Here is an 18024-nt window from a genome sequence, read left to right on the forward strand (position 1 = left end):
ATCGTTGGTCGTAGCGCTAGTCGGCTGAATAATGAAGACATCTTTACCGCGGACGTTTTCATTGATCTCGGCTGTAATTTCGCCGTCGGAGAACTTACCGACAGAGATGTCACCGAGAGGGATATGCAGCTGACGTACAACACGCCGAGCCAGATCGGGGTTAGCGTTCCCCGTAAAGACCATCATCTTGGACACGCGCAGTACCTGAAGGCTGAGGGTAACCTGGATGAGTATAGGAAAATGGCAGGGGCGGCTGGATTCGAACCAACGCATGGCAGGATCAAAACCTGCTGCCTTACCGCTTGGCGACGCCCCTGTATCTGTTGCAACGATTACCCAGTAATCGGTTCCTTTAGAGCAGACTTTGCAGCTTGCGATGCAACATCGAAACGTTGCTTCCTTTTGCTACAAACCCTGTAAGGGTCTCTGTAAGAAGGGCCGAGACTTTATCAGCTTCAGCTTTGCTTGGGAAGCCCCCAAACACACAACTTCCAGTACCGGTGAGTTTTGCTTCGGTAAATTTACCTAACAAATTCAAAGCGTTACGTACCTCTGGATAACGCCTTGCTACTACCGGTAAGCAGTCATTACGACTGTTTCCCTTGGGAACGGGGCGCACTTTAATGGGAGAAGAGTTACGTGTCAACAAAGGATCGGAAAAAATTTCTGCTGTACTTACAGATACTTGCGGCACCAGCACGAGATACCACGGTTCTTCGGGGTCTACAGGGGTGAGTTTCTCCCCGACACCCTCGGCAAAAGCGGCGTGGCCACGGACGAAAACCGGGACGTCGGCGCCCAGCGTCAGGCCCAGCACGGCCAGTCGATCCTCGCCCCAACCCAGTTGCCAGAGATGGTTGAGGCCGAGCAAAGTCGTCGCGGCATTTGAGCTGCCGCCGCCGATTCCACCGCCCATGGGCAGGATTTTATCGATCCAGATATCGATGCCGAGGGCGCAACCGGATTGCTCCTGAAGTTTCTTTGCGGCTCGAACAATCAGATTGCTGTCGTGGGGAACGCCTTCGAATTCGGTGTGCAAACGAATCACACCGTCATCGCGAACGGCGAAGGTGATCTCGTCACCGTAATCGAGAAACTGAAAAATCGTCTGCAACTCGTGGTAGCCGTCTTCACGGCGCCCAAGAATGTGCAGCATCAGATTGAGTTTGGCTGGCGAGGGCAGCGTCAAGCGCGGAGCAGTCATGTTCACTGCCCCAGTTTGCGTGGTTGCCATTCCTTGATCACCAGCGTGACATCAAGGTCGGTGCCGTGCAGTTTGATCCGCTCGGGCAGCCAATAGCCGTTTTGCTCGGCGTAGCTCAGGTATTCGACCTGCCAGCCATCCTGTTCGAGGTTGGCGAGGCGGCTGTCGGCGTCCAGGGTCAGGCGACTCTTGCTGTCCGGGGCCGGGAGCCCGCGAACCCACCAGGCCAGGTTGGACACCGGCAATTTCCAGCCCAGCTGTTCTTCGAGCAAGGCTTCCGGGGTCGGTGCTTCGAAGCGACCCTGGTTGGCAACTTCCAGCGACACCTTGCCGGGACGTCCGGTCAGGCGCGCAGCACCGCGACCCAATGGGCCGGAGAGGCGGATGTCGTAGTAATCCTGTCGTTGCAGCCAGAACAACGTGCCGCTGCCCGAATCCTTGGGCGCGCGGATGCCGATCTTGCCGTTGATCTGCCAGCCGTCGAGGCTGGTCATTTGCTCTTTGTACACGCGCCATTGGGCCGGGTTGCCTTGGCCCTGGACTGACTCGCGGGCGCCGAAACCCGCGCAACCGGCGAGCAGGGCGATGAAGCTGAAAACAATAACGTGGCGCAAAAACATAATCTTAAAGAGTCTCTGATCCGGTCAGGCGCTTGATGGTGCCGCGCAGGGTAGGGCTGTCGGGCTGATCCTTGAGGAACTTGCCCCAGATTTGCTTGGCTTCCCGTTGTTTGCCATTGGCCCACAGGACTTCGCCCAGGTGAGCGGCGACTTCCTGATCGGGGAAGCGCTCCAGGGCCTGGCGCAGATAGCGTTCGGCTTCATCGAGATTGCCGAGGCGGAAATTCACCCAGCCGAGGCTGTCGAGGACCGCCGGGTCTTCCGGATTGAGCTGGTGCGCGTGTTCGATCAGGGCCTTGGCTTCTTCGTAACGGGTGGTGCGGTCGGACAGGGTGTAGCCGAGGGCATTCAACGCCATCGCATTGTCCGGGTCGCGCTTGATGATCAGACGCAGGTCTTTTTCCATCTGCGCCAGGTCATTGCGTTTTTCCGCGAGCATGGCCCGGGTGTAGAGCAGGTTCAGATCGTCCGGGTATTGCTGCAAGGCTTTGTGCAACACGCCCCAGGCCTTGTCGCCCTGATTATTGGCGGACAGGGTTTCGGCTTCGATCAGGTACAACTGAATCGCGTAATCCGGTTGCGTGTCGCGCTCGGCCGCCAGTTTGCTTTGGGCCTCGGCGGTCTTGCCGTTGTTCATCAGGATGTCGGCCTGGCGCAATTGCGCCGGCAGGTAATCGTTGCCGGGGCCGACCTGGGCGTACTCGATCAGTGCGCCTTGCGGGTCGTTACGCTCTTCGGCGATTCGTCCGAGGTTCAGGTGCGCCGAATCCACATGGCTTTCCCGGGCGATCAAGTCTTCCAGGTAACCCTTGGCCTCGTCCCAGGCCTTGGCTTCCAGGCACACCAGCGCCAGGGAATAACGCAGTTCGTCATCTTCCGGATACTGCTGGACCAGGCTGGAGAATTCGACTTTGGCATCGTCCATGCGGTCCTGTTCGACCAGCATGCGTGCATAAGTCAGGCGCAGACGTTTGTCGTCCGGGTATTTCTTGATGCTTTTTTGCAGCAGCGGCAGGGCTTCACCGCCACGATTAAGGGTTTGCAGCAGGCGCGCCCGCAGCAGGATCGGGGCGATTTCGCCCTCGTCCGGCGGATTGTCTTCCAGCAGGGTCAGTGCGCCCTTGGCGTCGCCGTCCTGTTGCATCAGCAAGGCCTTGCCGAAAATCAGCTGGCCGTTCTTCGGATGGCGCTGCAACAAACGGTCAAAACTTTTCATCAGACCGTTGCGGGTGTCCTGATCGGTATCAGCCGCCGACAGGGCGAGGAAGTCGAAATGCGTGTCGCCCTTGCCCAGCAGGACTTTCTCCATATAGACCATGGAGTCGTCATAACGCCCAGCGCGCGCCAGTTGCACGGCGGCTGCGCGCTGTGCCTCGAGGTCGTCCGGGGCGTTTTTCGCCCAGATCAGCGCGGTATCCAGGGCGGCCTGATCGGCGCCCAGGTACTCGGCGATGCGGAAGGCCCGCTCGGAGACGCCCGGATCCTGGGTGTTGATCGCCTGGGTCACGTAGTTGTCCAGCGCAATGTCGAAACGATTGCGTTGGCCAGCCAGTTCGGCGCTCAACAGACTGAAGACGGTTTCTTCACTGAATGAGCTGTAGACCTTGGGCTTTTCAGGGGCTGGAGTGCTGTCTTCAACCGGCGACGTACCGTCCGGCGAAACGGGGGCCATGGCCTGGCAGCCGCTGAGGAAGACAAAAGCGAGGAGCAACGCGGAAGATCTATTCATATAGGAGAAGGACGACTAACCTGCGGTCGGATCATCATGACACAAGCCTTCGGCCAAACATAACCGAGTCTCAATTGATGCCTTTATAGAGGCAAGTGATTGGGACAATAGTCAGCGGTAGTTGTTCTGTCTGTGTCGAAGTAGGACAATTGCCGGCTTCACGTCACCATCAGCGACCTTGAATGGCCTTCCTTGCACTCGGTATTAACCACAAGACTGCTTCAGTAGACGTCCGCGAGCGCGTGGCCTTTACCCCTGAGCAGCTGGTGGAGGCGTTGCAGCAGCTCTGCCGACTGACCGACAGCCGCGAAGCTGCGATCCTCTCCACCTGCAATCGCAGTGAGCTTTATATAGAGCAGGATCACCTTTCGGCCGACATCATCCTGCGCTGGCTGGCCGATTATCATCATTTGAGCCTCGATGAGCTGCGTGCGAGCAGTTATGTGCACGAAGATGATGCGGCAGTTCGTCACATGATGCGGGTCGCCTCCGGGCTCGACTCGCTGGTGCTGGGCGAACCGCAGATTCTCGGCCAAATGAAATCCGCCTACGCCGTGGCGCGTGAGGCCGGCACCATCGGTCCGCTGCTCGGCCGGCTGTTCCAGGCGACGTTCAATGCAGCCAAGCAGGTGCGCACCGACACCGCCATCGGCGAAAACCCGGTGTCCGTGGCGTTTGCCGCGGTCAGCCTGGCCAAACAGATTTTCAGTGACTTGCAACGCAGCCAGGCCTTGCTGATCGGCGCCGGCGAGACCATTACCCTGGTTGCCCGTCATCTGCATGAGCTGGGTGTGAAGCGCATCGTCGTGGCCAACCGTACCCTGGAACGCGCGAGCATCCTGGCTGAACAGTTCGGCGCTCACGCGGTGCTGCTGTCGGACATCCCGGCTGAACTGGTGCGAAGCGACATCGTCATCAGTTCCACCGCGAGCCAGTTGCCGATCCTCGGCAAAGGCGCGGTGGAAAGTGCCTTGAAGCTGCGCAAGCACAAGCCGATCTTCATGGTGGACATCGCCGTCCCACGGGATATCGAGCCTGAAGTCGGCGAACTCGACGACGTTTACCTGTACAGCGTCGATGATCTTCACGAAGTGGTCGCCGAAAACCTCAAGAGCCGCCAAGGTGCTGCCCAGGCTGCGGAAGAGATGGTGTCGATCGGCGCCGACGACTTCATGGTGCGCCTGCGCGAACTGGCGGCGGTGGATGTGCTCAAGGCCTACCGCCAGCAAAGCGAGCGCATGCGTGACGAAGAATTGCAAAAGGCCCAGCGCATGCTGGCCAACGGCAGCAGCGCCGAAGACGTGCTGGTGCAACTGGCCCGTGGCTTGACCAACAAACTGTTGCACGCCCCTAGCGTACAGTTGAAAAAGTTGACTGCCGAAGGCCGCCTCGATGCGCTGGCCATGGCCCAGGAACTCTTTGCCCTCCATGAGGGCTCGTCGGATAGCTCGGATAAAAAACCGCAATGAAAGCGTCACTGCTCAATAAGCTGGACATCCTCCAGGACCGTTTCGAGGAATTGACCGCTCTGCTTGGCGATGGCGAGGTCATTTCCGATCAGGCCAAATTCCGCGCCTATTCCAAGGAATACGCGGAAGTCGAGCCGATTGTCGACACCTATAAACAGTTGCTCAAAGTGCAAGGCGACCTCGAAGGCGCCCAGGCGCTGCTCAAGGACAGCGACCCGGACATGCGCGAAATGGCCGTGGAAGAAGTGCGTGAAGCCAAAGACCAACTGATCGAAATCGAAGCCCGGCTGCAACGCATGTTGCTGCCCAAGGATCCGAACGACGGGCGCAACGTGTTCCTCGAAATCCGTGCCGGCACCGGCGGTGACGAGGCGGCGATTTTCTCCGGCGACCTGTTCCGCATGTATTCGCGATACGCCGAGCGACGTGGCTGGCGGGTCGAGATTCTCTCGGAGAACATCGGCGAGCACGGCGGCTATAAAGAAGTCATCGCCCGGGTCGAAGGCGAGAATGTCTACGGCAAGCTGAAATTCGAATCCGGCGCGCACCGTGTACAGCGGGTTCCGGCGACTGAATCCCAGGGCCGCATCCACACCTCGGCGTGTACCGTGGCCGTGTTGCCCGAGCCGGACGAGCAGGAAGCGATCGAGATCAACCCGGCGGATATTCGGGTCGATACCTACAAGTCCTCCGGGGCCGGTGGCCAGCACGTCAACAAGACTGACTCGGCGATTCGTATCACGCATATACCGTCCGGTATCGTCGTTGAATGCCAAGAAGAACGTTCCCAGCACAAGAACCGTGCCCGGGCGATGTCCTGGCTGTCGGCCAAGCTTAACGACCAGCAGACCAGCGCCGCCGCGAATGCCATCGCCAGCGAGCGTAAACTGCTGGTGGGTTCGGGTGATCGCTCCGAGCGGATCCGCACCTACAACTTTGCCCAGGGCCGGGTCACCGACCACCGGGTCAACCTGACGCTGTATTCCCTCGACGAAATCCTCGCCGGGGGCGTCGAAGCCGTGATCGAGCCGTTGTTGGCCGAGTTCCAGGCCGACCAATTGGCGGCGATAGGTGAGTAAATGACGATCATTGCCAGTTTGTTGCGTGCTGCCGATCTACCCGACTCACCGACGGCGCGCCTGGATGCCGAGTTGTTGCTGGCCGCTGCGTTGGGCAAGTCCCGCAGCTTCCTGCACACCTGGCCCGAGCGCATCGTGCCGAGCGAAGCAGCGCTGACGTTTGCCAGTTACTTGCAGCGCCGTCGCGGCGGTGAGCCGGTGGCGTACATCCTCGGCCAGCAAGGTTTCTGGAAGCTCGATCTGGAAGTCGCCCCGCACACGCTGATCCCGCGCCCGGACACTGAATTGCTGGTGGAAACCGCGCTGGAATTGTTACCCGCGACACCGGCCACGGTCCTCGACCTCGGCACCGGCAGCGGCGCGATTGCCCTGGCCCTCGCCAGCGAACGCCCGGCCTGGAAAGTCACCGCCGTGGATCGCGTGATCGAAGCCGTGGCATTGGCCGAACGCAATCGCCAGCGCTTGCACCTGAAAAACGCCACGGTGTTGAGCAGCCATTGGTTCAGCGCCCTGGAAGGTCAACGTTTTCAACTGATCATCAGCAACCCGCCTTACATCGCGTCCGCCGATCCACACCTTGTGGAAGGCGACGTGCGTTTCGAGCCGGCCAGTGCCTTGGTCGCCGGTGTCGACGGGCTCGACGATCTGCGTTTGATCGTCGCCCAGGCCCCGGATTACCTCGAAGCCGGCGGCTGGTTGATGCTGGAACACGGCTATGATCAGGCCGACGCGGTGCGCGATTTGTTGCTGACCCATGGTTTTGAAGAAGTCCACAGCCGCACCGATCTGGGCGGTCACGAACGCATCAGTCTGGGGCGCCTGCCGTGCTGAATGATCAGGAATTGTTGCGCTACAGCCGACAGATTCTGTTGCAACACGTCGACATCGACGGTCAATTGCGGCTGAAAGAAAGCCGTGTGCTGATCATCGGCCTCGGCGGTCTTGGCTCGCCGGTGGCGCTGTATCTGGCGGCGGCCGGGGTCGGTGAGTTGCATCTGGCGGACTTCGATACGGTCGACCTGACCAACCTGCAACGCCAGATCATTCACGACACCGACAGCGTCGGCGTGAGCAAAGTCGATTCTGCGATCCGCCGCTTGAGCGCGATCAACCCCGAAATCCAACTGGTCGCCCATCGCGCGGCGCTGGATGAAGACTCCCTGGCCGCGGCGGTTGCTGCGGTGGATCTGGTGCTGGACTGTTCCGACAATTTCTCCACCCGCGAGGCGGTCAACGCCGCGTGTGTGGCGGCGCGCAAACCCTTGGTCAGCGGTGCGGCGATTCGCCTGGAAGGGCAGTTGTCAGTGTTCGACCCGCGTCTTGCGGAAAGTCCGTGTTACCACTGTTTATACGGGCACGGCAGCGAAGCCGAACTGACCTGCAGCGAAGCCGGGGTGATCGGCCCGTTGGTTGGGCTGGTCGGTAGCCTGCAAGCCCTCGAAGCGCTGAAGTTGCTGGCCGGTTTCGGCGAACCGTTGGTGGGCCGCTTGCTGTTGATCGATGCCTTGGGCACGCGCTTCCGTGAGTTGCGGGTCAAGCGTGATCCGGGTTGCAGCGTCTGTGGTACTGCCCATGCGTGAGGCGCCAATCGGCGTGTTCGACTCCGGCGTCGGTGGGCTGTCGGTGCTGGCCGAGATCCAGCGTTTGTTGCCTGACGAATCCCTGTTGTACGTCGCCGATTGCGGGAATATTCCCTACGGCGAGAAAACCCCTGAATTCATCCAGCAACGTTGCAGCGTCATCGCCGAATTTTTCCGGCAGCAGGGCGCCAAGGCGCTGGTGCTGGCCTGCAACACAGCCACTGTGGCCGGCGTGGCCAATCTGCGTCGCGATTATCCCGAATGGCCCATCGTCGGCATGGAGCCGGCGGTCAAACCGGCTGCTGCCGCCACCCGCAGTGGCGTGGTCGGTGTCCTGGCTACCACCGGCACCTTGCAGAGCGCCAAATTCGCTGCGCTGCTCGACCGCTTCGCCACGGATGTGCGGGTGATTACCCAACCTTGCCCAGGGTTGGTGGAGCTGATTGAAAGCGGCGATCTGCACAGCCAGAATCTACGTCAATTGCTCCACGGCTATGTCGCGCCCCTGCTGGCCGCAGGCTGCGACACGATAATTCTCGGCTGCACGCATTATCCCTTTCTAAAGCCGTTGCTTAAGCAGATGATCCCGGAAGACATCAGTTTGATTGACACGGGTGCCGCCGTGGCGCGGCAACTGCAACGCCTGTTGGCCGAGCGTGAGTTACTCGCCGAGGGGCCGGTTCGTGCCGCGCAGTTCTGGACGAGTGCCGAACCGGAACATTTCAGAAATATCCTGCCGGTACTGTGGAATTCGCCGGGCATTGTGCAAAGCTTCAAGTACTAGAAAAAAAGGCTGGGGCAAACGAGTAATTGGGGTGAACTTCTGATTAACCGTCGACTTCTATAGCTGTGATTGCAAGCTACAAAAAAAAACCACACGAAATCGTTCGGAAAAGGATGTTTCTAATGAAGCGACTATTCTGTTTGGCCGCGATTGCGACCGCATTGATGGGGCAAAGTTTGACCGCACAAGCGGCTGGCGTGGAGTTCGGGGTCGGTCAGACCAGCGATTCAACCATGACCTACCGATTGGGGATGCAATTCGATTGGGACAAGAGCTGGCTTCAAAGTGATGTCGGTCGTGTGACCGGTTACTGGAGCGGCGCCTATACCTATTGGGATGGCGACAAGACTTCCGGCACCAGCAGCCTGTCGTTCTCTCCGGTGTTTGTTTACGAGTTTGCCGGGCAAAACGTCAAACCGTATCTCGAGGCGGGAATTGGTGTTGCGCTGTTCTCCAACACCAAACTGGAAGACAACAACATCGGGCAGGCTTTTCAGTTCGAAGACCGCTTCGGTTTCGGGCTGCGTTTTGCCGGTGGGCATGAAGTCGGGATTCGTGCGACGCACTATTCCAATGCCGGCCTGAACAGCAACAACGACGGTGTGGAAAGTTATTCGCTGCACTACACGATGCCGTTGTAAGCACCAAACCCTGTGGGAGCGGGCTTGCTCGCGAAAGCGGACTGACAGTCAACTTAAGTGTTGAATGTTGAACCGCCTTCGCGAGCAAGCCCGCTCCCACAGGTGTATTGAGGTGTCTTCGGTGTCAGCGATACACCGACACAATTCCCTGCCGCTCTTCGATGCATTCCGGCGAACCCGTCTCGAATTCCCGGCAGATCAGCGGGCGTTTTTCGTAGATGGTGCACATCATCGTGTTGCGATCCAGCGCCGCACACCAGCCGTCATCCAGCCGCAACATCACTTCCCCGCCCCAGTCATCGGTATCGATAAAACGCTCGGGCACGCCGGTTTCGGTGATCAGCATGACTTCGAGTTGGCAGCAGCAGGCTGAGCACGTCGAGCACGTGACCGCCGGCTCGGCGATTTGCGTGTGGGGGATGGTTTTCATGGGGCGCAGTGTAAGGCAGTGGGCCGTTGCTGTGTGAAAGGCCTGACGGACGCTCAGTCGCGGTGATCCGTCGCCAGCCGCTGGGCCATGAAGTGCAACGTAGGAAACAGCATCGCCCAGAGCAGTCCAATGCCCATCAGCGTGGGCACCCGGCCGTAGGGAAATTGCACTCCCGCCAGTTGGCTACCGGCGTAATACGACAACGGCCCACCGATGGCGCCCAACAGGCTGGCCAGCCACCAGGGATCGGCGCTCCACATCAGGCAATGACGCAACGTAGTCGCCAGCAGTGCCCACAACAGCATCAGCCACAGCGGAATCAACGGCGCGACGTCGGCGAAGTCGAACACCCCCAGCCAGCGTAATGAACTGTCGACGGTGGTGCCCAGCAACACGACGCTGAGGATAAGTCGGCCTTCATCGACCCAACGACTTATCCACAGCAGATGAATCACCAGCACCGCCAGCGGCACCAACAGCCAAAGGCTGCTGCCGCCCACCACGCAGGCGAACCAGCCGAGCTGGAACAGTGCGGCGTTGGCGATACGTTCAAGCATCGAAACGGCCGAGCAATGGTGCCGGCATCGCCGCCGGTTTGGCCAACAGTAATTGCGCGGTGCCGATGGTGCGCTCCAGGAAACCCCCTTCGCAGTAGCACAGGTAAAACTCCCACAACCGCAGGAAATACTCGTCGTAGCCCAATTCGCTCAAGCGCCCGTGGGCGCGGCGAAAATTCTCATGCCACAGGCGCAGGGTCCTGGCGTAGTGCAGGCCGAAATCCTCCATGTGCAGCAGGTTCATGTCGGTGTCGCGGCTGACGATCTCCAGCATTTTCTGCACACAGGGCAGGGCGCCGCCGGGGAAGATGTAGCGCTGGATGAAATCGACACTGGTCTTGGCCTGTTCATAGCGCTGCTCGCGGATGGTGATCGCCTGCAACAGCATCAAGCCGTTGCTCTTGAGCAGGTGCGCGCATTGCTTGAAGTAGGTCGGCAGGAAGCGATGGCCGACCGCTTCGATCATCTCGATCGACACCAGTTTGTCGTACTGGCCGGTGAGGTCGCGGTAATCCGACAGTAACAAGGTGATCTGGTCTTGCAAACCCAGGGCCTCGATTCGCTGGGCGGTGAAGGCGAACTGCTCTTTGGACAGCGTGGTGGTGGTGACTTTGCAGCCGTAGTGCTGGGCGGCGTAGATCGCCATGCTGCCCCAACCGGTGCCGATTTCCAGCAGATGATCGCCGGGCTGGAGGTCGAGCTTCTGGCAGATCCGCTCCAGTTTGTTCAGTTGCGCCTGTTCCAGGGTGTCTTCGGGGCTGAGGAACTGCGCCGCCGAATACATCATCGTCGGGTCGAGAAATTGTTCGAACAGGTCGTTGCCCAGATCGTAATGGGCGGCGATGTTTTTCTGCGAGCCCTTGCGCGTGTTGCGATTGAGCCAGTGCAGTCCTTGCACGAACGGCCGGCCGAGTTTGGCCAGACCACCTTCCAGCGCATCCAGCACTTCAAGGTTGCTGACGAATACCCGGACCACTGCCGTCAGGTCCGGCGAAGTCCAATAACCGTGGATAAACGCTTCGCCCGCGCCGATTGAACCGTTACTCGCCACCAGTCCCCAGAGCGCCGCATCCAGGACATGGATCTCCCCCAGCAGATGGCCGCCGGGCGTGCCGAAGACATGCCGTTCGCCGTCTTCGACCACCACCAGTTGCCCGTGCTTGAGGTGCGCCAATTGCCGTAAAACACCCCGCCGCAGTAGCGAGCCGGACAAGCCGTTGGTGCTGAGCAGATTGGCTTTGGCCGAAACGCTAGGGGATTTCATGGCGGCGATCCTGTGGGGCAACGATGGCGGTTTGAAAGCTGCCATCGGCAGCCCGGTGAGCAAAAATCGGCGCGCGTTTGAGCAGCAGGCGCACGGCCTGCCAATAGATCGCCAGGCAGGTTTTCGCGGTCATCCACGGAAAGCGCCGCAAGTAACGGTGCAGGCTGTGGCGATCCAGCGGTTCGCGTTGCAGGTTGAGCGTGGCGTCGAACAGTTTCAGTTCGCCCTGCCAGTCGGCCATGTGCACGCCGAGCTTTTGCGCGGCGGGGCTGAAGCTCATGCGGTATTCGAGATCCGGCGGCAGAAACGGCGACACGTGAAACGCCTTGGCCACGGCGAAATGCTGATGGAAATCACCCAGGTGTTCTGGCGCCTTGGCCGGCAACACGTAGTGATAACGTTCGCGCCACGGGGTGTTAGTGACTTCGCAGAGAATCGCCGCCAGTTGGCCGTCGGCTTCATGGCAATAGAAAAAACTCACCGGGTTGAACGACAGGCCCCAACTGCGGGCCTGGGTCAGCAGGCAGATCGAGCCTTGGGGCTCATGGCCGATGGCTTGGCCGACCTGCTGCCGTACGGCATTGATCAAACGCATGCCGGTGCCGGTAAACGCTTTCAGATAGTCGCGCTCGCGAAACGAGAACGCGGCAAAACGGCTGCGCCCTGACAGCGCTGACAAACCCAGCACCGCATCCTGTTCGTCGAGATCGAGGTACAGCAGGCCGATCCGATAACGGAATTCATGACGCCGGGGCGCAAACCGCCGGTGGGCGATCCAGCCGCTGTAGAGGGCACTGTTCACAGCACTTCACCGAACGAGCGGGCCACGCGCAAGGCACTGACCACGCCGTCCTCATGAAAGCCGCTGGCCCAATAGGCGCCGCAATAATAGGTGTGCTGCGCACCGTTCAATTCTTCCCAGCGTTGCTGCGCCGCCACCGCTTTCAAGCTGTATTGCGGATGGGCGTAGGTGTATTTCGCGAGCACCTTGAACGGGCTGATGCCGGCGCTCTGGTTAAGGCTGACGCAGAACGTGGTGTCGCTCTGGATGCCTTGCAGGATGTTCATGTTGTAGGTGACGGCGGTCCGCGTGTGCCCGGCGCCACCAAGGCGAAAATTCCAGCTCGCCCAGGCGAGTTTTCGCTCAGGCAGCAGGCGGGTATCGGTGTGTAAAACCACCTCGTTGTCGGCGTAGGGCAGGGCACCAAGGATCGACTGCTCGGCAGCGCTCGGCTCGGCCAGCAGTTTCAGCGCCTGATCGCTATGGCAGGCGAACACCACTTTGTCGAAGCGCTCGCTGCCGGCGGGGCTGTGGATAACCACGCCATCCGCATCACGCTCGACGCGGGTAACGGGGCAGTTGAGGCGAATCCGCTCTTTAAACGAGGCAGTCAGTGGCGCGACATAAGCGCTCGACCCACCCTCGATCACACACCATTGCGGACGATTACTGATAGACAGCAAACCGTGATTCCTGAAAAAGCGCAGGAAGAACTGCATCGGGAAACCGAGCATGTCGGCCATGGACATCGACCAGATCGCCGCGCCCATCGGCACGATGTAATGCAGGATGAAACGCTCGCCGTAGCCGCCGGCCTTCAGGTAGTGATCGAGGGTGGTGTCGGCGCCGATCCGTTGTTCCTCAAGATCGCGCAGGGCTTCTTTATTGAAACGCTGGATGTCGCGCAACATGCCCCAGAACCCCGGCGACAGCAGGTTACGACGCTGGGCGAACAGGCTGTTGAGGTTGTTGCCGTTGTACTCAAGGCCCGAGTCCGGGTCGGTGACCGAGAAGCTCATCTCGGTGGGTTTGAAGCCCACGCCGAGTTGCCCCAGCAAGCGCATGAAATTCGGGTAGGTCCAGTCGTTGAACACAATGAAACCGGAGTCCACCGCATAGCGTTGGCCATCGACCGTCACATCCAGCGTGTGGGTGTGGCCGCCGACCCAGTCGCCGGCCTCGAACAGGGTGATCTCGTGGCTGCGACTGAGCAGATAAGCGCTGGTCAGCCCCGAGATACCGCTGCCGATAATGGCGATGTTCACGGTTGATCCTTGATCGGCGGATGGCTGCGCACCATGCGTTTGCCGATCGCCAGTTTCACTCGATTGGGCAATTTCGACAGCGGCCAGAGCGCCGCCATGAACAGCGCCGGGAAAGCGATTTCCAACGGCCGGTTCTTGAGTTTGGCGAAGATGTGTCGCGCGGCTTTATCCACAGGCCAACTGAGCGGCATCGGGAAATCGTTTTTCGCCGTCAGCGGCGTGTCGACAAACCCGGGGCTGACCACGGTGACTTCAATGCCTTCCGGCGCCAGGTCGATGCGCAACGATTCGAACAAGTAACGCAGCCCGGCCTTCGAGGCGCCGTAGGCTTCGGCCCTGGGCAGCGGCAGGTAAGTCACCGAACTGGCGACGCCCACCAGATGCGGCGCGGTGCCTTTGCGCAGCAACGGCAAGGCCGCTTCGATGCAATAACTGCTGGCCAGCAGGTTGGTGCGCACCACGTGCTCGACGATCGATGCATCGAACTGCTTGGCATCGACGTATTCGCAGGTGCCGGCGTTGAGGATCACCGTGTCCAGGTAACCCCAGTCCTCGGTGATCCGCTCGCCGATTTCGCGCACGGTCTGGCTGTTGGTCAGGTCTCCGGCGACCACCATCACTTGCCCCGGATACCGCTGGGACAGGATCTTGAGTGGTACGACCGAGCGTGAACTGACCGCCAGATGCGCACCGGTTTTCAAGATTTCTTCGGCCAGCGCGGCGCCAATGCCGCTGCTCGCGCCCGTCAACCAGTACCGTCTTGGAGGTACAAGGCTCATCCCATTCTCCTTTTCAGCCAGGCGATCGCCCGGCCCAATACAGGTAGATGTTCATAAAGCAGTGCCCCGGCATCGAAGTAATCCCGGTGACGATAAACCTTGTCGCGCCAAAGCAGGTGCGAGCAGCCGTCGACGCTGATCAACCGACCACCGGCCAGACGCGGATGGCGGTAGCTCATGACCCAGCGTAGATAACCTTCGCCTTCGCTGATCTGGTCGAAGCCATGAAAATCGAAATGCAGCTCGCTGACGTTGGCGTAGAGTTCGGTGAAGTAGCTGCGCATCTGCACCAGACCCTTTACCTCGTGGAGCGGGTCGGTGAAGTGCACGTCGTGGGTGTAGAGCTGATTGAGGCGTTGCAGGTTGTCCTTGTTCAGGTCCGCAAACTGCCGGGCAAAGCACCGCAGAAACTCACTCATAGCCGCCTCCGGCCGCTTGTCGCGACGGCAGGTTCTTGAACGCGGCCAGGGCTCGCTCGCGAGACTTGCTTAAATTGACGATCGGCGACGGATAATCTGTAACGCCGAACAAGCCACTGAGGTTGGCGGGGTTGTGCACTTCTTTTTTATTCAGCCCGGCCAGTTCCGGCAGCCAGTGCTTGATGAACACGCCTTCGGCGTCGAATTTTTCCGACTGGCTCAGCGGGTTGAAGATGCGGAAGTAGGGCGCCGAATCGGTGCCGGTGGACGAACTCCACTGCCAGCCGCCGTTGTTCGCCGCCAGATCGCCATCGATCAGGTGACGCATGAAAAAGCGCTCGCCCTCACGCCAGTCGATCAGCAGGTTCTTGGTCAGGAACATCGCCACCACCATGCGCAGGCGATTGTGCATCCAGCCGGTTTCCAGCAGTTGGCGCATTGCCGCGTCAATGATCGGCAGACCGGTGCGGGCTTCTTGCCACGCGGCGAGTTCATCCGGCGCGTCGCGCCAGGCCAGGGCTTCGGTTTCCGGGCGGAAAGCGCGATGCCGCGACACCCGTGGGTAGCCCACCAGAATGTGTTTGTAGAACTCGCGCCACAGCAGTTCATTGATCCAGGTGACGGCGCCGACCTTGCCGCTTTCGAACTCGCCCTGATTGCTTTGCAGCGCGGTGTGCAAACACTGGCGCGGGGAAATCACCCCGGCCGCCAGATAGGCCGAAAGCTGACTGGTGCCGGGTTTAGCCGGGAAGTCGCGTTCGCTCTGGTAGTAATCGATTTGCGCGTCGGCGAAGGTGTCGAGACGACGCCGGGCTTCGGCTTCACCGGCGGGCCAGAGCGTAATCAAACTGTCTTTCGGCGTCTCGAAACCATCGACACGGGAAGGGATTTCATCGCTGTCGATGTTCAACGGCGCCTGGATGCCGGGTGCACTCACCAACTTGGGCAGCGAGCGGCGCAAACGGTCGTAGCAGACTTTGCGGAACTGACTGAACACCTGGAAGTAGGTGCCGGTTTTGGTCAGCACGGTGCCCGGCGAGAACAACAGTTGATCGAGGTAGCTGTGAAAGTCGATGCCCTCGGCCTTCAAGGCCTGGGCGACTGCTTCATCACGGCGGCTTTCATGGATGCCGTATTCCTCGTTGACGTGCACCGCGTCGATCTTCAATTGCCGGCACAGTTCGAGGAGCACCTTAGGCGCTCCGTCCCAGCGCGATGCTGTGCGGATCAGCAGGGGAATGTTGAGCTTGCCCAGCGCCAGGCTCAATTCGCCCAGGTTGCGCAGCCAAAAATCCACTTTGCACGGCGCGTCGTCATGTTCCTGCCATTGTTCCGGGCTCAACAGGTACACCGCCACGCTCGGGCCACGGGCTGCGGCGGCCGAGAGGGCGGTGTTGTCGTGCAGGCGCAAGTCGCTGCGCAGCCAGATCAATTGCATGGTGGTTCCCGTACTCGACATTAAATAAGCCCACGCTGGACGAGGTCCTGATGGGCCGACAAGGGATCTTCGGCCAGGGACAAATTAGCTATTTCAGTGGTTCTTACGGACAACTCAGCGTGGTGGATGCATACCGTTGGTCCGACAATCATTTTTGGGCAACTGACGCCGCTTAAAAGTTTCGGCAGCTGCGCCAGGTTCATGGCCTTGCTGGAATACAGCAGTACGCCACGGGCTTGCAGGTGTTCGACCGCCAGTGCGAGTTCCCCGGCGGGCAGTGGCCAGTCGAACACTTCCACCGGGCAATCGGTGCTGCTGATCAGCCACGCGGTGAGCCACAGGTGAGGTTCCAGGGGCAAATCCGAGTGGTTGATCAACAACAGCGGCGCGGCGCGCAATTGCCGGTTGTTATGGTAGATGCGTGCGCCAAATTTGCTGCGCAGCCAGGAGTAAAAGAACACCCGCTCCATCTGCGCGCCGAACTGGCCTTGCCAACGTTGTTCCAGCTCGTTCAATAACGGCATCAACAGTTGTTCGCACAAGGTCCGGGGCGGGTACAGCGCCATGGCCTGGTTGACGGTGTCATCGAGGGTGCGTTCGTTCAGTTGAGTGATCGCTTCCAGAAGTGTGTTGCGCAGCAGGTGCCAGTCGTTTTCGACGGACTCGGTAAAGGCCTGCGGTGTGTCGAGCAGTTGCTTGACCTGGCTGACGGCAACGCCGCGATTGAGCCAGGTGAGAATCGTCAGAATCCGTTGCACGTGTTCGGCCGAGAACAGCCGATGTCCCTTGGGCGTGCGTTGCGGCACGATCAGGCCGTAGCGCCGTTCCCAGGCACGCAGGGTGATGGCGTTGACCCCGGTCTGGCGCGCCACTTCACGAATCGGCAGCCAGCCTTCGTCCAGGGCCTTTTTGAAGTCGGCGCCGAGGTCTTCTCGGGCGCTGGTGTCGGGTGTGTTGTTCATTTAGATCGCATTTCGCAGGCTGAGGTTTTCCGGGTGCGGTTGCAGGTAAACCTGTTGCGCAATGTACGGATCCGGGTGTTGGCGGAAGTAATGCTTGAGCAGCGTCAACGGCACCACCAACGGCACGATGCCATGGCGGTACTGGCCGATGACGCGTTGCATTTCCTGTTTGTCTTCCGCGCTGATGGCCTGTTTGAGGTAACCGCTGATGTGTTGCAAGACGTTGGTGTGGGTGCGGCGGGTGGCGCATTTTTTCAGCGCCTCCATCAGTTCGCTGAAATAACGCGGGCCGAGTTCTTTTGGGTCGGTCTTGCCCATGTTGCCCAGCAGGTTGCCCAGGGTTTTGTATTGCACCGGATTGTGGGCCATCAGCAGGTATTTGTAGCGCGAGTGAAAATCCATGAGGCCGCGACGGCTCAGGCCTTCCTGTAGCAATTCTTGCCAGGCGCTGTAGGCAAACACGCGGGTCAGGAAGTTTTCCCGCAGCACCGGGTCATTGAGGCGGCCGTCTTCTTCCACCGGCAGGTTCGGGTGTTGTTCGCAAAAGGCCTGGGCGTAGATGCCGCGTCCACCACCGTCCACCGGTGCGCCGTTGGGGTGGTAGACCTTGACCCGCAGCAGCCCGCAGGAAGGAGATTTCTGCATGAAGATGTAGCCGCAGATATCGCCCAGTTCAGCGGCCATTTTCTGACCGTACTCGGCGAGCGGTTGGGTGACGTTGATGTCGCGGTTGACCGTGCCGACGGCTTCGGGATGCTCGGCATCGCCCACCAGGCGAATCGGTTCGCGGGGGATGCCGAGACCGATCGCGACTTCCGGGCACACCGGCACGAAATCGAAATAGTCCGTGAGGGTGCGACTGCACAGTCGCGATTCCTTGTGCCCGCCATTGAAGCGCACCTCGGCACCCATCAGGCAGGCACTGATCGCGATTTTCGGTTTGGCGGGGACGATGGGCATTGCAGCACCTCGAATCTAATACCTGTACAGAATTTTTGATCTGTACAACATAATCCTCATCAT

Annotated in this window: 20 protein-coding genes and 1 tRNA gene; 6 read left to right on the plus strand and 15 right to left on the minus strand. The window is 60.0% G+C overall.

The genetic code is table 11. The features are described 5' to 3' along the window. The 5 genes from ACIQY3_RS31245 to ACIQY3_RS31265 form a co-directional block, all read right to left on the minus strand. On the minus strand, positions 1 to 195 hold a 195-nt coding region (locus ACIQY3_RS31245; protein ID WP_403027890.1), incomplete at its 3' end, for a ribose-phosphate pyrophosphokinase-like domain-containing protein. A gap of 46 nt (positions 196 to 241) precedes the next feature. Continuing rightward, positions 242 to 316: transfer RNA gene (locus ACIQY3_RS31250), tRNA-Gln, on the minus strand. Positions 317 to 352: 36 nt separating this feature from the next. Beyond that, positions 353 to 1204: a 4-(cytidine 5'-diphospho)-2-C-methyl-D-erythritol kinase gene (gene ispE, locus ACIQY3_RS31255; RefSeq protein ID WP_403027893.1), complete on the minus strand. Its 852-nt coding sequence runs from the start codon at positions 1202 to 1204 to the stop codon at positions 353 to 355. A gap of 2 nt (positions 1205 to 1206) precedes the next feature. Then, on the minus strand, positions 1207 to 1824 hold the full coding sequence (gene lolB / locus ACIQY3_RS31260) for a lipoprotein insertase outer membrane protein LolB (protein ID WP_403027738.1): 618 nt from the start codon (positions 1822 to 1824) through the stop codon (positions 1207 to 1209). 4 nt (positions 1825 to 1828) lie between these two features. Next, positions 1829 to 3553 (minus strand): tetratricopeptide repeat protein, encoded by a 1725-nt coding sequence (locus ACIQY3_RS31265; RefSeq protein ID WP_403027742.1) that lies wholly within the window; start codon positions 3551 to 3553, stop codon positions 1829 to 1831. A 182-nt stretch (positions 3554 to 3735) separates the two neighbouring features. Between ACIQY3_RS31265 and hemA the strand changes: the two genes are divergently transcribed. The 6 genes from hemA (at position 3736) to ACIQY3_RS31295 (ending at position 9106) form a co-directional block, all read left to right on the plus strand. Then, positions 3736 to 5022: a glutamyl-tRNA reductase gene (gene hemA / locus ACIQY3_RS31270; protein ID WP_054045691.1), complete on the plus strand. Its 1287-nt coding sequence runs from the start codon at positions 3736 to 3738 to the stop codon at positions 5020 to 5022. Beyond that, on the plus strand, positions 5019 to 6101 hold the full coding sequence (gene prfA / locus ACIQY3_RS31275) for a peptide chain release factor 1 (RefSeq protein WP_403027745.1): 1083 nt from the start codon (positions 5019 to 5021) through the stop codon (positions 6099 to 6101). Before hemA ends, prfA begins: the two co-directional genes overlap by 4 nt. Beyond that, positions 6102 to 6932 (plus strand): peptide chain release factor N(5)-glutamine methyltransferase, encoded by an 831-nt coding sequence (prmC, locus tag ACIQY3_RS31280; protein WP_403027748.1) that lies wholly within the window; start codon positions 6102 to 6104, stop codon positions 6930 to 6932. Then, positions 6926 to 7681: a molybdopterin-synthase adenylyltransferase MoeB gene (locus ACIQY3_RS31285; RefSeq protein WP_403027751.1), complete on the plus strand. Its 756-nt coding sequence runs from the start codon at positions 6926 to 6928 to the stop codon at positions 7679 to 7681. Before prmC ends, ACIQY3_RS31285 begins: the two co-directional genes overlap by 7 nt. Continuing rightward, entirely contained in the window at positions 7674 to 8465 is a 792-nt protein-coding gene (gene murI, locus ACIQY3_RS31290; RefSeq protein WP_403027753.1) for a glutamate racemase, read from the plus strand. Before ACIQY3_RS31285 ends, murI begins: the two co-directional genes overlap by 8 nt. A 122-nt stretch (positions 8466 to 8587) precedes the next feature. After that, positions 8588 to 9106, plus strand: coding sequence for an acyloxyacyl hydrolase (locus ACIQY3_RS31295; RefSeq protein WP_403027755.1), 519 nt, complete (start codon positions 8588 to 8590; stop codon positions 9104 to 9106). 124 nt (positions 9107 to 9230) lie between these two features. Here the strand turns inward: ACIQY3_RS31295 and ACIQY3_RS31300 are convergent, their stop codons facing one another. Genes ACIQY3_RS31300 through ACIQY3_RS31345 form a run of 10 tightly spaced genes read right to left on the minus strand, consistent with a single transcriptional unit; the run spans position 9231 to position 17961 of the window. Continuing rightward, entirely contained in the window at positions 9231 to 9536 is a 306-nt protein-coding gene (locus tag ACIQY3_RS31300; protein ID WP_133840256.1) for a YkgJ family cysteine cluster protein, read from the minus strand. A gap of 53 nt (positions 9537 to 9589) precedes the next feature. Further along, positions 9590 to 10093 (minus strand): DUF2878 domain-containing protein, encoded by a 504-nt coding sequence (locus tag ACIQY3_RS31305; RefSeq protein ID WP_403027759.1) that lies wholly within the window; start codon positions 10091 to 10093, stop codon positions 9590 to 9592. Continuing rightward, positions 10086 to 11357, minus strand: coding sequence for a class I SAM-dependent methyltransferase (locus ACIQY3_RS31310; protein ID WP_403027762.1), 1272 nt, complete (start codon positions 11355 to 11357; stop codon positions 10086 to 10088). Before ACIQY3_RS31310 ends, ACIQY3_RS31305 begins: the two co-directional genes overlap by 8 nt. Next, positions 11344 to 12159, minus strand: a complete 816-nt coding sequence (locus ACIQY3_RS31315) for a DUF1365 domain-containing protein (RefSeq protein ID WP_403027765.1) — start codon at positions 12157 to 12159, stop codon at positions 11344 to 11346. The genes ACIQY3_RS31310 and ACIQY3_RS31315 overlap by 14 nt, the downstream gene beginning before the upstream one ends. After that, positions 12156 to 13403, minus strand: coding sequence for an NAD(P)/FAD-dependent oxidoreductase (locus ACIQY3_RS31320; protein ID WP_403027768.1), 1248 nt, complete (start codon positions 13401 to 13403; stop codon positions 12156 to 12158). Before ACIQY3_RS31320 ends, ACIQY3_RS31315 begins: the two co-directional genes overlap by 4 nt. Next, positions 13400 to 14182, minus strand: a complete 783-nt coding sequence (locus tag ACIQY3_RS31325; RefSeq protein WP_403027771.1) for an SDR family NAD(P)-dependent oxidoreductase — start codon at positions 14180 to 14182, stop codon at positions 13400 to 13402. The genes ACIQY3_RS31320 and ACIQY3_RS31325 overlap by 4 nt, the downstream gene beginning before the upstream one ends. Continuing rightward, on the minus strand, positions 14179 to 14601 hold the full coding sequence (locus ACIQY3_RS31330) for a nuclear transport factor 2 family protein (RefSeq protein WP_403027774.1): 423 nt from the start codon (positions 14599 to 14601) through the stop codon (positions 14179 to 14181). The genes ACIQY3_RS31325 and ACIQY3_RS31330 overlap by 4 nt, the downstream gene beginning before the upstream one ends. After that, on the minus strand, positions 14594 to 16039 hold the full coding sequence (gene phrB, locus ACIQY3_RS31335; RefSeq protein ID WP_403027777.1) for a deoxyribodipyrimidine photo-lyase: 1446 nt from the start codon (positions 16037 to 16039) through the stop codon (positions 14594 to 14596). Before phrB ends, ACIQY3_RS31330 begins: the two co-directional genes overlap by 8 nt. Before the next feature lie 20 nt (positions 16040 to 16059). Continuing rightward, on the minus strand, positions 16060 to 17001 hold the full coding sequence (locus ACIQY3_RS31340; protein WP_403027779.1) for a MerR family transcriptional regulator: 942 nt from the start codon (positions 16999 to 17001) through the stop codon (positions 16060 to 16062). After that, on the minus strand, positions 17002 to 17961 hold the full coding sequence (locus ACIQY3_RS31345) for a YbgA family protein (RefSeq protein WP_403027783.1): 960 nt from the start codon (positions 17959 to 17961) through the stop codon (positions 17002 to 17004). Positions 17962 to 18024: the final 63 nt, after the last annotated feature.

The organism is Pseudomonas sp. NPDC096950 (assembly GCF_044762525.1).
In the GTDB taxonomy this organism is placed as follows: Bacteria; Pseudomonadota; Gammaproteobacteria; order Pseudomonadales; family Pseudomonadaceae; genus Aquipseudomonas.